Genomic DNA, 14,598 nt, shown 5'->3' on the forward strand with positions numbered 1-14,598 from the left:
TTTTTTACTTAAAGCCTTGATAGACTTGACAAATGATAGAAAAGAAACGTGAGTTCTTGCCAGAAGCTGAAGTTAATCCTTCAACCTGGAAAACCCGCAGAGGTGACTTTTTCTATACATCTCGATTTTTCTGGCAATAATCATTAACCGATAAATATGTCTGTGAATCACCCAGCGACTCCGCTATGTCCATAATCCGCGGTGGTAGTAATCCCACTCGCTGGACAAGTTCGTGATCGCTGAACAATTCCCGTGGACTGCCGGCGAAGCCAAACTTCCCGTGTTCCATAACATACACCGACTCAAACTCGGCGGCGACCCAATCCATGTCATGGGTGATGGTCACAACTTGGTGGCCCGAATCAGCCAACTGATGGAAAATTGCGGTCAACTTGCGCCGGCTTTCCCAATCAAGCGACATCATCGGCTCATCAAATAAATAAATCGCCGGATCCACTGCCAAAACTGTGGCAACGCTCAACAGCTTGCGTTCCGACAATGACAGGTCATATGGACTTTCAGCTGCTTTATCATCCAAGCCAACTCTTTTTAGAGCCGCTAAAGCCCGCCTCGTAATCGTGTCGTGGTCATCCATGACCTGCGCGACACTCCACTCCACCTCTCGTTGAACGGTCGGGTTGAAAAGCTGATCGTCAGGATTCTGAAAAGTAATCCCAACCTTCAGTAACTTTTCGACTGGTTTAAGATCATTAAAATTTTCTCCATCGATCTTAATCACACCGGTTTGTGGTGTCAGCAAGCCCGTCAACAATTTGAAGAGCGTTGATTTACCGGCACCATTTTGGCCGACAATCGCCACCATCGGATCGGTGAAGTGTTTGTCTTCAACATCCAAGCTAAAGGACCGTTCCGGATAAGTGAACGTCAGGTGGTTCAGTTCAATTGTGGACATAACAAGCCTCCTTCAGATCAGCGCCATTCACCGGATACCGGCCATCAGCCAAGTGCCAATCCATTTTTTGAGCAAGTTGCTGGATTGTCGGGGCTGGAATCTGCCAGTCAGCTGCCAAATGATTAAACACCTCACCCGGCCTGCCCTGGGCTACCATTTGACCCTCGTGCAGCACCCACACAACGTCGGCGACTTCGCACAAATCGTCAATTTCACTGGTGACAATGAAGACAGTCGTCTCTTTGACTTGGGCCAGCCATTGGAAAAATTGCCGGCGGCCAAGGGGATCCATCTGACTGGTCGGATCATCCATAATCAAAACAGCCGGGTTAGCCACAATCGCCGTGGCAATTGCCAACCGCTGGATCTGACCACCGGAAAGGCTCTCGGGACGCAAATTCAGCTGTTCAATCAGCCCCATTTGCGTGGCAACTTCTTCAACCCGTTTTTGAATCAGTCCTTCAGCCATTCCCTGGTTAATCAAGTCAAAGGCGATTTCATCGGCAACCGTGTCTGCCAACCCGCTTAGTTGGCCAGCTGGATTTTGCAGTACAACTCCATTCATGGCATTATAAACGGGCCAATTGTCGGACACTCGCTGGCCAAACATGTGCCAGTCGCCCTCAATCTCAGCAGACACAATTTTGGGAATGACCCCTGCCAGCACACGGCACAAAGTCGATTTGCCGGAGTGGCTATTCCCGATAATCCCAACCACCTGGCCGGTATGAACCTCCGCGTTAATCTGACGCAGTTGCGGTTGCTCAGTACCCGGATAACGGGTGGTCAAATTTTCAATTACAATCCGTTTATTTTCGTCCATATCTTCCACCCAATCAATAAAATTGCCAATCCAGTCAGACCAATGTGCAGCGTCCGCGACAGGCGATACACGCGCTGGGAGGTTCTGACAGTCCGGTTGGGATTATCAAAACCTCTCAGTTGGAGAGAAATCGACCGCGCCATCGATTGATCCAAGGTCTTAATCACCAATGGAATTAGAACCGGCAGGACTGACTTTAATTTCTGAATCAACGTTTTTTGCGGATTGGTTCCGCGAACTTTTTGTGCCTGCTGGATTTTCCGCATATTGCGCATCATTTCCGGCAAAATATAACACACCGACATCAGAACGTAGACGGTTTTATAAGACAATCCGGACAGTTCCAAATAGGCCGCGTTTTCTGAAATACTCGTGGTCACCATAAAAAAGCCACTGGTCAAAATAATCACCAATACTCGACAACCCAGAGTGGTGGCGTAAATCAGGCCTTCTTTGTAGAGCGACACCCCAAGCACAGAAAACAGCACAGTTTGATTCCGACTGTAAAATAACCCTTGGATGATCAGCATGGTGCAAATCAGAAACAGGCTGAATCCCAGCGCTTTAAAGATGGTAGAACTCAATTTGGAAAATAACAATAGCAATGTTGCGACAAGAATTAATCCGGCCTGAAGCAATAAATTCATACTGGCAAAGCTCAACAACGTCATGTCCAAGATGAACAAGAGCTTAGTAATCGGATCGATCACCTGGTACCACTTGAGCTTGACCCGTGGCGCTCCAGAAATCAATGTTTGATCAGTCATCATTTATCACCGCTAAAGAAGTGCACCATCCGCTTCGGCAGCTGACGATAGATGAAGAATGCCAGGTAGGCCACGCAGACTTTATCCAAAATATCCAAGACAAACTCATCAGTAAATGAGGCCAGCCACACTGGTGCATGATTGGCGACCATTACCGCAAACAATGAGTCACCCCAAGCGATACCGGTCTGACCACCCCAAAAGATGACGTTGAGTGGCGTTGAAATGACAGCTGAAACGATGGCAATAATAATAGCAGAAACAAATACTCGTCGCGCTGACGAGAACCACCCATTGGCGTGCAAAACTCCGACAGCAATCCCAATTCCGATGCTGGTAATCGCATACACGGTTGAAATTGGCGATAAGGTCAGCCCATAGATCACGTTGTTGATGAAACCACTGATGGCACCGGCAACCGGCCCAGCCAACATGCTGGCAAGAAAGGTTCCCAAAGACCCCAGCCAAACGGGCAACTTTAACCCCTCCGCCAAGGCTTTGGCAACATAGTTAATCCCCACGGCAGCGGGAATCAAAGTCATGGTGGAAGCACTTAACTTAAATTTCCACATACTGGTACGATGAATCGGTTCTGTTTTCATAATCTTCTCCTTTTGTTTTTAAAGAGCCGTGTCAGGAATGACTTTCGGACGCAACGCTCTATAGAATAGTTAATAGAACTATTTAGTCTTTTCACAATACCAACCGTAGTCGACATAGATTAATATAGTAAAATTACTATTTCTAAGTTCATACTCTATATCATACGCTTATTTTCAAAATTGTCAAGTCTTTTCTGAAAATTCTTCAAAAAAATTTGGAAAATTTAAAATGCCTAGCTCAGCTAGACATCTTTTGTTTCTATAATGACTTTAATCGTTATTTCTTATACTAGACAACATCTAGTCTGTCACATTAATCTCGCCACGGCTATAGAGGGCAGCTTTTCCCGCAAGATAAAGCCTATCGCCTTCTAGTCGGCAAATAAGATGACCACTTCTCTTAGAGGCTTGATAAGCTCTAAATTCTTCTTGTCCTAACTTTTTAGCCCATAAGGGAATGACATGACAATGCCCAGAACCACAAACTGGATCTTCCATGATTGATAATTTTGGTGCAAAACTACGTGTAACGGTATCATAGTTTTTACCTTTAGCTGTGATATTTAGGAGTAAGCCATCTAATGCTTTAACTTTATCGAAATCTGGAGTCGCAGCAATGACATCATTTTCATGAGGGAGGATACACACTAGGTCTCTTCCCAGCCACGCTTCAAGCGGACGAATACCGATTGCTTCTTCCATCTCACTTGTTACTGGAACTTGGTGCATCGAGTAAACTGGGAAATTCAGCTCATATAGCTCTCCTCTTTTGGTTACCAAAAGCTCCCCACTCTGAGTTGTAAAGGTTAGACTATCAACATCCACTTCTATAAATTGAAAGAGAACGAAGGCAGTTGCTAAAGTCGCATGACCACACAAATCGATTTCTCCACCGGGAGTAAACCAACGTAAATCGTAATAGCCGTTCTTTTTAACCGTAAAAGCTGTCTCAGAGAGATTATTTTCTTTGGCAATATTCTGTAAGGTATTATCCGACAACCATTCATCCAGAAGACAAACAGCAGCTGGGTTCCCTTTAAAAACGGTATCTGTAAAAGCATCAACGATAAATTGTGAAATCGTATATTGACTAATTGACATGAAGGGCTCCTTAATTTGTTATCTTTATTATATCTGAAAATAGGGTAGACAACAGACAAATAGTAACTAAAAAAGTTAATTGAAAAAGTTACTTTTTGTGCAAATTTTTCATTATTTCTTAATAACACCTTCTTTTACCAAGAAATCATGTGCGACTTGGGCAGCCGGTTTACCTGCTACTCCCACTTGGTAGTTCATCTGGCTCATTTGCTCTGCTGTGATTTTACCAGCTAACTTGTTTAGAATGCCTTCCAATTCTGGATGTTTCTTAAGAAGAGCTTCTTTCATGAGGGGAGCCCCTTGATATGGCGGGAAGAGTTGCTTGTCATCTTGGAGGACCACGAGGTCATAGCGAGCAAGCTCGGCATCCGTTGAGTAGGCATCTGTGATCTGGATTTCACCAGACTGGATTGCCTGGTAGCGAAGGGCTGGCTCCATGGTGGAGACTTGTAGATTAAGACCATAGACTTTCTGCAAGCCCTTGTTCCCATCCTCTCGATCATTAAACTCTAGCGTAAATCCCGCCTTGAGTTGTCCTTCCACCTTTTTCAAATCGGAAATGGTCTTGAGTCCATACTCTTGGGCAATTTTCTTAGGCACCGCGACAGCATAGGTATTCTGATAAGCCATGGGTTTGAGCAAGGCTAGGTTGTCTTGTTTCTTGATTCCATCTCGAGCTGCTTTGTAGACTGCTTCTGGATCATGGTCGACTTGCGGCGCCGGCTTGAGGAGACTTTCGGTCACGGTCCCTGTAAACTCTGGATAGATAGCAATATCCCCTTTTTTCAGTGCTTCATAGAGGAAGGTAGTCTTACCAAAATTTGGTTTAACAGTCACTGTCATGTCCGTGTTTTCTTCGATCAAAATCTTGTACATATTGGCTAGAATTTCCGGTTCAGGACCCAACTTCCCAGCGATGACCAGATTTTCTTTTTCCGGTTTGGGAAGAAGACTTGGCGTATAAGATACTCCTAATCCAATAAGCATTACCGCAAAAGCCGCAAAGATGGTCCGCAATTTGGCCTTTTCCATCCATTTGAGAAGAAGGTTAAAGGCGATGGCTAAGAAGGCAGAAGACAGGGCACCAATCAAAATCAGACTGGCATTATTGCGGTCAATCCCTAGAAGGATAAAGGAACCGAGTCCCCCTGCTCCAATCAAGGCAGCTAGGGTAGCCGTCCCGATAATCATCACAGCTGCTGTCCGAATCCCAGACATGATGACGGGCATGGCCAAGGGAATCTCAAACTTCTTGAGTCGCTCCCACTTGGTCATTCCAAAGGCCACCCCTGCTTCTTCTAGACTTGGGTCAATCCCTTGCAAACCAGTGATGGTATTTTGAAGGATGGGGAAAATGGCATAGATGACGAGAGCTGTCAAGGCCGGAAGTGTCCCAATCCCCATGAAGGGAATGAAGAGCCCCAAAAGGGCCATGGAAGGAATGGTCTGGAAGATCCCAGCTACCTGTAAAACCCAGTTGCTGGCTCTCTTGCGTGTACTTAAATAAATAGCCAGAGGGACCGCCAGAAAAATCGCAAGGAGCAAGGTCAGTAACGACAGTTGCAAATGTTGTCCCAGTGCAGTGAGCCAGTCTCCAAAGCGTTCTAGAAAGGTTGTAACTAGTTTAGACATGGTGAGCACCTCCAAACAAATCTGCCACAAAGTCGTTGGCCGGTTGGGCTAGAATGGTCTCAGAATCCGCCACCTGCACAATTTCTCCTTCTTGTAGCACCGCAATCCGATCGCCTAATTTCAAGGCTTCATCGGTATCGTGTGTAACAAAGATAGTGGTCATGCCGAACTCCTTGTGCAAGTCTCTGGTAAGAGCCTGTAGCTGTTTGCGAGAAATAGCATCCAAGGCTGAAAAGGGCTCGTCCATTAATAGAATCTTTGGTTCCCCAATGATGGCACGCACAATCCCAATCCGTTGTTGCTCCCCACCCGATAACTCGCTTGGCTTGCGATTTGCATACTCTGCAGCAGGCAGACCAACCTTGTCCAAGAGTTCTTCTGTTTTAGAGGCTATTTGGCTTTTAGTCCAGCCCTTCATCTCAGGAATGAGAGCGATATTTTCCGCAACTGTCAAATTAGGAAATAGGGCAATGGCCTGCAAAACATAACCAGTAGAAAGACGTAACTCTCGTTCATCATAGTCCTTGATGCGTTTTCCATCCATATAAATATTGCCATCTGTCGGCTCCAAAAGACAATTGATCATCTTGAGCATGGTGGTTTTTCCAGATCCTGAAGGGCCTACCAAGACCATAAATTCTCCATCTTCAATACGGAGATTGACATCTTTTAAAATGTCTGTATCCGTGTAGCGCAGGACTACATTTTTATATTCAATCATATTCTTCCTCAATAAGTTTTCTGTCTCTAAGAGTATCCAATAGGCTACTTGCCGGATGTCCTAGAACTTTTTCGATATCTGTTGAAACCCCAGCTTGTTCCCCAACTTTAATCGCTGTATAGGTGCTGACCCAGGCATCGTACTCCCAAGTTTGTGCTGGCCATTTTTTCCGTGACTCATATGCTTCTTCTACTGTTTCATCCACATACGCGATGGCTTCACCGGTCTCTTTTGAGAGAAGCGCTACGATTTCTTCCATGGAAAGATCCTCTGGCCCTGTCAGATTCAAGGTTTGATTTTCCCACCCCTTAGGATTTAAAAGAATTTCTGCTGCAACCCTAGATGTGTCCTTACGGGCAACAGCTGACACAAGACCACTGCCTGCCGGACCACGAATCTCTCCATTTTCAAGCGCCATATCAATCAAGAAGTCCAAGTATAAATTATCTCTCAAAAAAGTGTAGGTGAACCCTAACTTCTTGATATAGGCTTCCGTCTGGGCATGATCTCGAGACAAGGTGAAAGTTGCCTTCTCATCTGCCCCATAAAAGGAGGTATAGACGATATGCTCTACTCCTGCTAGCTTTGCAGCATCTAAAAAGCCCTTGTGTTCCTTGACACGCTCTAGATTTTCCCGAGCAGAAACCATCAACAAGATATCGATTCCCTTCAAGGCCTCAACCACCTCTGGAGTATTGGCATACACTATTTTACGAATTTCCGCAGACGCGTAGAGTTTTGCACGCTCTGGACTTCTTGCTAGATGGACTGAAGCGATTCCCTTCTTATCGACAAGATTAGCCACATAAGAACCTAATTTCCCTGTTACCCCCGTAATACCAATCATAACTGTTACTTCCTTTCCTTAGATGTCATTCTCTTTAGCTTTTAGATTTGAGATTATACGCTCTTGATACTCCTCAAATTCTTGGATTTCGTTATCCGAAAAGCCTTGGTAGAATATCTCTCCCAGTTCCTGACTAACGCGATCTCCAATTTCTTTTTGTGCCCAACCGAAGTCTGTCAAAGAGATATATTTTTTCCTTTTATCCTGCGTGCAAGGTTGAATCGTGACCAAACCTTGTTCTTCCAATTTCTTAACCATACTGGTCAATGTATTATTGGCTAGACCCGTCGCTAAAGCAATATCAGTTGCAGTTACCCTTACTTGCTCTTTTTGCCATAAGACTGTTAAAATTTTCCCCTGTTCACTACGGTATTGAGCATCTGGTTCCTTGCTCAAGAGTTTTTGAAAGATTCGCCCATTCAACAAACGAATCTGTAGAGCTTGGTAGCCTCCTATCATCTTATCCATTTTTGTCTCCTTTTTCTTCTATATCGAACTTCCTGTTTTTATTGTAACTCTATCAATTACATCTGTCAACTATTTTGATATAGAAATTTATATTCTTCTATAACTTCGTATATTTGACCATTCCTTACTAAAATGGCAAACAAAAAACTTCCCTAATAATCTAGGAAAGTTCTAACTATAATCGATTGATATCTTTGAAATATTTTATTCAGCCTTGGTAATATCTTCACGCATCTCATCGACATTGAATTTAGCAAAGAGATACTGACGATCTTGAACTGGGAAACGTTGATCGAGTTGGTCAACTGGTCCAACTTCGATAATACCATTTTCAATAACAAAGTCCATAACGTGACCACCGAATGTCAAGTCGTCTGAAATAAAATGAAGGTGATAACCAGCAACACTCACACCGTGAAACATTTCTGGCGTCCAAATACCAACGATGGTACCTGAAATATCATCTACCTCGTACTCAGGTTGGCGAGTGGCAACATCAGCAAACTTAATATCCGCATTTGATTTAGGAATCATGCGCACGTGCATGTGTTTAAAATGACCCTTAATTTTGATAGAACGGAAGAGATTAACCCCATCATAGTAAGATTCAATACGATCCTCAAGTTCTTTATCAGTCATTTCATAACGTTGACGGAAGATAACTTCAGCTTGGTGAGGTACGACTGCCGCATAGGGAACTTTTTCATCTGGAGAAACTTCTACCACTTCGACTTTACCTTCAGAGCCTTTAGCTTGATAGGCTTTACCATCAAGAACAATCAACTCCCCATCAATAGAATCTAATGTTCCAAGACCCAAGTCTCCATGCTCCAACAATTCACCAACTGTTAAAGTACCTCCATAAAGCCCAGCCATCAAGGCTCCCAAAGTATTATATTGAAATAATTTTATGGCTTCAGACATGTCTACACCCTCTTTTTAGTAAAATTCATCTGGCAAAATAGTTTCGCCGAGTTTAATATTATCTTTATAGTCGATTGGAACATCAATAAGGACTGGTCCATCTACAGCTTGAGCCAAGGCTTCTTGGAGCAAGCTACAAAACTCCTCTTTACTTGTTGCACGATAACCTTTAGCTCCAAAGCTCTCAGCATATTTTACAAAATCTACAGGACCAAAGTCAACCCCTGAAGAGCGACCATACTTCATTTCTTCCTGGAATTCAACCATATTGTAATGGCCATCGTTCCAGATAATATGAACAATTGGCAATTTCAATCGAACTGCTGTCTCCAATTCTTGTGCTGAGAAGAGGAAACCACCGTCACCAGAAACAGAAATGACTTTTGTCTTAGGACGAACCAAAGCTGCAGAGATGGCCCACGGAAGAGCAACCCCCAAAGTTTGCATCCCATTTGAGAAAAGCAAATGACGTGGTTCATAAGATTTGAAATAACGAGCCATCCAGATATAGTGACTACCAACGTCAACGGTAACTGTCATATCATCATCCGTTTGTTCTTGTAAAACTTCAATTAAATCGAGTGGATGTACGGTACCTTCTTCAGGCTGACGCTCAAATTTAACATCTTCGACGACTGTATTTTTTAACCCTTTTAGATATTCAACTGATCCTTCAGGTAATTTGTAGCCTTGAATAGCAGGCAAAAGCAAGTCTAAGGTTGCTTCTACATTGCCAATCAATTCACGTTCTGGCTGGAAGTAAGTATCCACCTCAGCAGGTTCAACATCAATTACGATAATACGTGCTGAAATTTCAGCATTCCAGTTACGTGCTTCATACTCAATTGGGTCATAACCAATAGCAATAATCAAGTCCGACTTCTTAAGCAACATGTCCCCCGGTTGGTTACGGAAAAGACCTACACGACCAAAGAAAGTATCCTCTTCAAGGTCACGTGACACGATACCAGCACCTTGGAAAGTTTCAACAACTGGTAATTTAACATGTTTCAAAATCTGGCGAATAGAGTAAGTTACAGCTTCTGATGAAGCACCGTTCCCTAAAAGTAAGACTGGTAATACGGCATTTTTAATAGCCTGTGCGAGATAATTAATATCAGAAACAGATGCTGAACCAAGTTTTGGATCTGTCATAGGCTTGATAGCCTTAACACTGACCGGAGCATCGGTCACGTCTTGAGGAATTGAAATAAAGCTTGCACCCGGTTTCCCTGACTTAGCATGGCGATAGGCATTTGCTACCGTTTCAGAAAGGGTGTTAGCATCATGTACTTCAGCAGCATACTTTGTAATCGGTTCAAGCATAGCAACGTTATTCATTGATTGATGGGCACGTTTCAAAAGATCTGCACGCTTAACCTGACCACCAATAGCAAGAACAGGATCTCCTTCATCTGTCGCTGTTACCAAACCAGTAGCCAAATTGGAGACACCTGGACCAGATGTTACCAATACTACACCGGGTTTCCCTGTGATACGTCCAACACCTTGAGCCATAAAAGCAGCATTTTGCTCATGACGGGCAACAATCAATTCAGGTCCCTTATCTTCCAAAGTATCAAAAACCCTATCGATTTTTGCACCTGGAATCCCAAAGACATAATCAACATCATGGTTAATCAAACTATCAACCACTAAATCCGCACCATACAATTGCTTTTCTTCTGACATGAACACAGTCCTTCTGGCCCTAAAATGATAGAGCCAATTTTCCTTTCAAGTATAAGTCACAAAGTGTCAAAGTCTGCTCATTTTTTCACAAACTTTTATCACTTCACAATTCTGTTACCATTATAGCACAGTTTTCAGACAATCTTGTGAAAAAAAGATTGTGAAATTTTGAACTTCCATCACAAAAAGAAACACCTGATAACCATCAGATGTTCATGTATTTTTTACCTTAGCAAACTCTCGATTAAGATAATTTTGCAAGCCTTCAAAAATCTCTATTAACTGGAGATAATTAGACAAGCTTGAGCGACCAGGGATATCTACGACATCCAAAGAAATGCGTTCCAGGTCTTTTTCATAGAGAATGCGGAAGGAAATCACTGCTTGATCAGAAAAATAATTCTCCCCTGCTAAAATAAAGCACTCATAGATGATGCCAACAGGATTAGCAACCTTCAATTCAATACGAACTGCGCCTAATCCCAAGGCCTCCACTTGCTGAAAACGCTCCAGAATAGCCTGTCGCTGACTGGGAATAAAACTCATGATATCCATAGTGGCCCTCCCAAGATTCCTTTTTGTCTATTATAGCCTAAAGCTGAGAAAAATGCTTGTGTAGGGTTTGTAGAAGCCTCATTGGCATTCAAGAATACTTAGTCAACCCCTTTGTAGTCTCTAAAGTCTGACTTAATACTGGAATCGTAATCATGTTTATCCACCCAATCCTTTAAATCAGCAAACGAATGAATTTCCTTCCTAATACCAGCACCGTCCTCTACAGAAATTACAATTGCTTGCTCTCCATTTGTTCCCAACCAATGTAAAATATCATTGGTCTGCTCTTCAGGGGAAAAATAGATTTGTGATTGTTTGTCGTACTCTCTATCTCTATAGGACTCATATTGAGCCAATTTCTTTTTATAGGCATCATATTTCCTATCATAATCTTTTTGGGCTTTTTGACGTGCTTTTTCGTAAGCTCGATAGTCTTTCTGATAGTCTTGTTCTGCCTTTTGGTTAAGAATCTCACTAAAACTTAAAGGTTTAATAGGAAAAATAGAATCAGGAAAAACATTAAATTCTGGAATTTTCTTTGGCTCGCTTGGTTTATTAGGTAGGCTGCTTTTCACTGGCTCAGTTGGACCGACCGGAAAATCTCCCTCCTTACCTTGACGGGTCAATAGTTTAAATTTCTTTAAGGTATTACTGTTTGTTGTTGTCTGATTAACAGCCTCTTCGTAAATAGGCTTAACTTCAGAATTTTCATTAAATAGATTAATTTGATTTTCTTGTTTTGAAGTATCTACATTATCAATCTCTAGGATCACATTTAGATGAGCTGATAAATGGTTGTTTGTTTGAGCTGGAGACATTCTTAAAAGCTCATCCAAGTTTCCTTCTCTCTTTAAATATCCCCACATGTTGCTATCATTCACCTGATTACGAGCAGAACTCTTATCACCAAAATAAAGCATTTCATCCTTACTGTAAGAATAATCTGGTAGGTCTCTAGTTAAAAATTGATTCGTATCTAAATTGTAAGCAAATTGCTTATCGTTTTGAGAATTCTCCAAGAAAACATAATCATAACCATCAATCGATTTTAAAGACACAGCCAACTCCTCAATATCTTTAAAACCTTTTATTTTCTTCAAATATGTGGTCAAATTAATAATTTTCTTTTCAAAATTTTTGTTGATATCATAAACTACCAAATGAGCTTGATGGAGACTACTCATGGTGTCGTAATAGCGAACAAAATGATTTCTACCAATCATCTCAGTAGCTACATTATCTTCAGAATTATAGTAAGTGGGTTCTTCATGACTAATTGCAACATATTGTTGACGTCTACCAAAAATCTCATTGGAAGTTACTTTATCAGCTTTTAGAGCCATCTGTAACTCTTCTACAGCTTTTTCATGAAATTTGTGCTTTATATATATATTCCCTAAAAAGAAAAGCATTAGTATAGTCGCAGTATAAATCCTTCCACGCTTCGAGAAGGGAAATCTTAAAATCTTCTTTATCATAACTTTTTTACAAAAATAGCCAGAACATCACATTCTGACTATTACTCTTATTTCTCATCTTCGTCCATTGAAAGTACTGATAAGAAGGCTTCTTGTGGTACTTCAACCGAACCGATAGCTTTCATACGTTTCTTACCGGCTTTTTGTTTTTCGAGGAGTTTACGTTTACGTGAAACGTCACCACCGTAACATTTTGCCAAGACGTTTTTACGAAGGGCTTTGATGTCTGTACGGGCAACAATTTTTTGACCGATAGCCGCTTGGATAGGCACTTCGAATTGTTGACGTGGAATGATTTTCTTAAGTTTATCAACGATAAGTTTTCCACGCTCGTAGGCAAATTCCTTATGCACGATGAAGCTAAGGGCATCGACCTTGTCACCATTAAGGAGAATATCCATTTTCACCAATTGTGAGCGACGGTATTCTGACAATTCATAGTCAAAGCTTGCATAACCACGTGTTGATGATTTCAATTTATCAAAGAAATCAAAGACGATTTCAGCAAGTGGAATCTGATAGATAACGTTCACACGATTATCATCGATATATTCCATGGTTTCAAAATCACCACGTTTACGTTGTGCCAACTCCATAACCGCACCAACATACTCTTGAGGAACCATGATTTGAGCTTTAACATAAGGTTCTTCAATAGCATCAATACGTGTAGGATCTGGGAACTCAGAAGGGTTAGACACTTCAAGCATCTCACCGTCAGTCGTATTAACATGGTAAACTACCGATGGTGCTGTCATAATGAGATCGATATTAAACTCACGTTCCAAACGCTCTTGGATAACATCCATGTGAAGAAGACCCAAGAAACCACAACGGAAACCAAAACCAAGGGCTTGAGACGTTTCAGGCTCAAACTGAAGACTGGCATCGTTCAATTGGAGCTTTTCAAGGGCCTCACGCAAGTCATTGTATTTATTAGACTCAATTGGATAAAGACCGGCGAAGACCATTGGATTCATTTGCTTATAGCCATGGAGTGGCTCTGCTGCTAGATTATCCGCAAGTGTTACTGTATCACCGACACGGGTATCCGCAACAGTCTTGATTGAGGCCGCGATATAACCAACATCACCCGTCGCAAGGTAGTCACGGCCAACAGCTTTAGGCGTGAAGATACCAACCTCAGTAACATCAAAGGTCTTGCCATTAGACATCATTTGAATCTTATCTCCTGGTTTAACCATTCCGTTAACCACACGCACTTGGAGGATAACCCCACGGTAGGCATCATAAACAGAGTCAAAGATAAGGGCTTGGAGAGGCGCTTCGACTTCACCTTGAGGTGCAGGAACTTTCTCAACGATTTGTTCGAGAATCTCCTCGATACCGATACCAGCTTTAGCTGATGCAAGCACGGCTTCAGAAGCATCTAGTCCGATAACATCTTCAACCTCTGTACGCACACGTTCAGGATCTGCAGCTGGAAGGTCGATTTTATTGATAACTGGTAAGATTTCCAAGTCATTATCTAGGGCCAAGTAAACATTGGCAAGTGTTTGCGCTTCAATCCCTTGAGCAGCATCCACCACCAAGATTGCACCCTCACAGGCAGCAAGAGAACGTGACACTTCATAAGTAAAGTCCACGTGTCCTGGTGTATCGATAAGGTGGAAAATATATGTTTCGCCATCTTTAGCTGTATAGTTAAGCTCAATGGCATTTAGTTTGATAGTGATACCACGTTCACGCTCGAGGTCCATACTATCAAGGAGTTGCGCCTGCATCTCACGACTTGATACTGTCTCAGTCTTTTCCAAAATACGGTCAGCAAGGGTTGATTTACCATGGTCAATATGGGCAATAATAGAGAAGTTACGAATCTTCTCCTGTCGTTGTTTTAATTCTTCAATATTTGGCATTTTTATCTTTCCTAGTTCTTACTTGTGATTATAAAAAAACTAATCGTTACCTTCTATTATACAAAAAAGACAGGCTTTTGCCTATCTCTAATATCTGCTTTCTGACCGCATTTAATCCTTCTTACTTCTTAAAATTATCGTTGTAGTGCTTATTAATAATTGCCGAGCGCTTGTTTTCTGTAGAACTACTTGAAA

The 14,598-nt window shown here is 42.2% G+C and carries 14 protein-coding genes; all 14 read right to left on the bottom strand.

The window, feature by feature from the left end:
* Window positions 1-112: 112 nt before the first annotated feature.
* Window positions 113-913, bottom strand: coding sequence for an energy-coupling factor ABC transporter ATP-binding protein (locus tag LG375_RS01770; protein WP_073685519.1), 801 nt, complete (start codon window positions 911-913; stop codon window positions 113-115).
* Complete coding sequence (locus tag LG375_RS01775) at window positions 900-1,736, bottom strand: ABC transporter ATP-binding protein (protein ID WP_073685517.1); 837 nt, start codon at window positions 1,734-1,736, stop codon at window positions 900-902. The genes LG375_RS01770 and LG375_RS01775 overlap by 14 nt, the downstream gene beginning before the upstream one ends.
* Window positions 1,712-2,503, bottom strand: coding sequence for an energy-coupling factor transporter transmembrane component T (locus tag LG375_RS01780; RefSeq protein WP_225745164.1), 792 nt, complete (start codon window positions 2,501-2,503; stop codon window positions 1,712-1,714). Before LG375_RS01780 ends, LG375_RS01775 begins: the two co-directional genes overlap by 25 nt.
* Window positions 2,503-3,105, bottom strand: a complete 603-nt coding sequence (locus LG375_RS01785; protein ID WP_064524371.1) for a hypothetical protein — start codon at window positions 3,103-3,105, stop codon at window positions 2,503-2,505. Before LG375_RS01785 ends, LG375_RS01780 begins: the two co-directional genes overlap by 1 nt.
* A 300-nt stretch (window positions 3,106-3,405) precedes the next feature.
* Window positions 3,406-4,206 (bottom strand): PhzF family phenazine biosynthesis protein, encoded by an 801-nt coding sequence (locus LG375_RS01790; protein WP_225745165.1) that lies wholly within the window; start codon window positions 4,204-4,206, stop codon window positions 3,406-3,408.
* A 111-nt stretch (window positions 4,207-4,317) separates the two neighbouring features.
* Entirely contained in the window at window positions 4,318-5,838 is a 1,521-nt protein-coding gene (locus tag LG375_RS01795) for an ABC transporter permease/substrate-binding protein (protein ID WP_225745166.1), read from the bottom strand.
* Window positions 5,831-6,559 carry an ABC transporter ATP-binding protein gene (locus LG375_RS01800; protein WP_225745167.1) on the bottom strand — a complete coding sequence of 243 codons (729 nt, stop codon included), beginning with the start codon at window positions 6,557-6,559 and terminating at the stop codon, window positions 5,831-5,833. Before LG375_RS01800 ends, LG375_RS01795 begins: the two co-directional genes overlap by 8 nt.
* Window positions 6,552-7,406 (bottom strand): SDR family oxidoreductase, encoded by an 855-nt coding sequence (locus LG375_RS01805; RefSeq protein ID WP_107373109.1) that lies wholly within the window; start codon window positions 7,404-7,406, stop codon window positions 6,552-6,554. The genes LG375_RS01800 and LG375_RS01805 overlap by 8 nt, the downstream gene beginning before the upstream one ends.
* Before the next feature lie 18 nt (window positions 7,407-7,424).
* Window positions 7,425-7,874 carry a MarR family winged helix-turn-helix transcriptional regulator gene (locus tag LG375_RS01810; RefSeq protein WP_107373110.1) on the bottom strand — a complete coding sequence of 150 codons (450 nt, stop codon included), beginning with the start codon at window positions 7,872-7,874 and terminating at the stop codon, window positions 7,425-7,427.
* Window positions 7,875-8,078: 204 nt separating this feature from the next.
* A complete protein-coding gene (budA, locus tag LG375_RS01815) occupies window positions 8,079-8,798 on the bottom strand; it encodes an acetolactate decarboxylase (protein WP_002891043.1) in 720 nt (239 codons plus the stop codon).
* 15 nt (window positions 8,799-8,813) lie between these two features.
* Window positions 8,814-10,490, bottom strand: coding sequence for an acetolactate synthase AlsS (gene alsS / locus LG375_RS01820; RefSeq protein WP_225745168.1), 1,677 nt, complete (start codon window positions 10,488-10,490; stop codon window positions 8,814-8,816).
* A gap of 213 nt (window positions 10,491-10,703) precedes the next feature.
* Window positions 10,704-11,045: a hypothetical protein gene (locus LG375_RS01825; RefSeq protein WP_225745169.1), complete on the bottom strand. Its 342-nt coding sequence runs from the start codon at window positions 11,043-11,045 to the stop codon at window positions 10,704-10,706.
* 98 nt (window positions 11,046-11,143) lie between these two features.
* Window positions 11,144-12,457, bottom strand: a complete 1,314-nt coding sequence (locus LG375_RS01830; RefSeq protein ID WP_225745170.1) for a hypothetical protein — start codon at window positions 12,455-12,457, stop codon at window positions 11,144-11,146.
* A 113-nt stretch (window positions 12,458-12,570) separates the two neighbouring features.
* Window positions 12,571-14,403, bottom strand: a complete 1,833-nt coding sequence (lepA, locus tag LG375_RS01835) for a translation elongation factor 4 (RefSeq protein WP_225745171.1) — start codon at window positions 14,401-14,403, stop codon at window positions 12,571-12,573.
* Window positions 14,404-14,598 lie beyond the last annotated feature (195 nt).

Source organism: Streptococcus sp. Marseille-Q3604, from assembly GCF_916619785.1.
In the GTDB taxonomy this organism is placed as follows: Bacteria; Bacillota; Bacilli; order Lactobacillales; family Streptococcaceae; genus Streptococcus.

What these genes read in the sequence shown, in the direction of transcription:
- LG375_RS01770 (WP_073685519.1), bottom strand. Translation starts at nt 913, where the DNA reads ATGTCCACAATTGAACTGAACCACCTGACGTTCACTTATCCGGAACGG.
- LG375_RS01775 (WP_073685517.1), bottom strand. Translation starts at nt 1,736, where the DNA reads ATGGACGAAAATAAACGGATTGTAATTGAAAATTTGACCACCCGTTAT.
- LG375_RS01780 (WP_225745164.1), bottom strand. Translation starts at nt 2,503, where the DNA reads ATGACTGATCAAACATTGATTTCTGGAGCGCCACGGGTCAAGCTCAAG.
- LG375_RS01785 (WP_064524371.1), bottom strand. Translation starts at nt 3,105, where the DNA reads ATGAAAACAGAACCGATTCATCGTACCAGTATGTGGAAATTTAAGTTA.
- LG375_RS01790 (WP_225745165.1), bottom strand. Translation starts at nt 4,206, where the DNA reads ATGTCAATTAGTCAATATACGATTTCACAATTTATCGTTGATGCTTTT.
- LG375_RS01795 (WP_225745166.1), bottom strand. Translation starts at nt 5,838, where the DNA reads ATGTCTAAACTAGTTACAACCTTTCTAGAACGCTTTGGAGACTGGCTC.
- LG375_RS01800 (WP_225745167.1), bottom strand. Translation starts at nt 6,559, where the DNA reads ATGATTGAATATAAAAATGTAGTCCTGCGCTACACGGATACAGACATT.
- LG375_RS01805 (WP_107373109.1), bottom strand. Translation starts at nt 7,406, where the DNA reads ATGATTGGTATTACGGGGGTAACAGGGAAATTAGGTTCTTATGTGGCT.
- LG375_RS01810 (WP_107373110.1), bottom strand. Translation starts at nt 7,874, where the DNA reads ATGGATAAGATGATAGGAGGCTACCAAGCTCTACAGATTCGTTTGTTG.
- budA (WP_002891043.1), bottom strand. Translation starts at nt 8,798, where the DNA reads ATGTCTGAAGCCATAAAATTATTTCAATATAATACTTTGGGAGCCTTG.
- alsS (WP_225745168.1), bottom strand. Translation starts at nt 10,490, where the DNA reads ATGTCAGAAGAAAAGCAATTGTATGGTGCGGATTTAGTGGTTGATAGT.
- LG375_RS01825 (WP_225745169.1), bottom strand. Translation starts at nt 11,045, where the DNA reads ATGGATATCATGAGTTTTATTCCCAGTCAGCGACAGGCTATTCTGGAG.
- LG375_RS01830 (WP_225745170.1), bottom strand. Translation starts at nt 12,457, where the DNA reads ATGCTTTTCTTTTTAGGGAATATATATATAAAGCACAAATTTCATGAA.
- lepA (WP_225745171.1), bottom strand. Translation starts at nt 14,403, where the DNA reads ATGCCAAATATTGAAGAATTAAAACAACGACAGGAGAAGATTCGTAAC.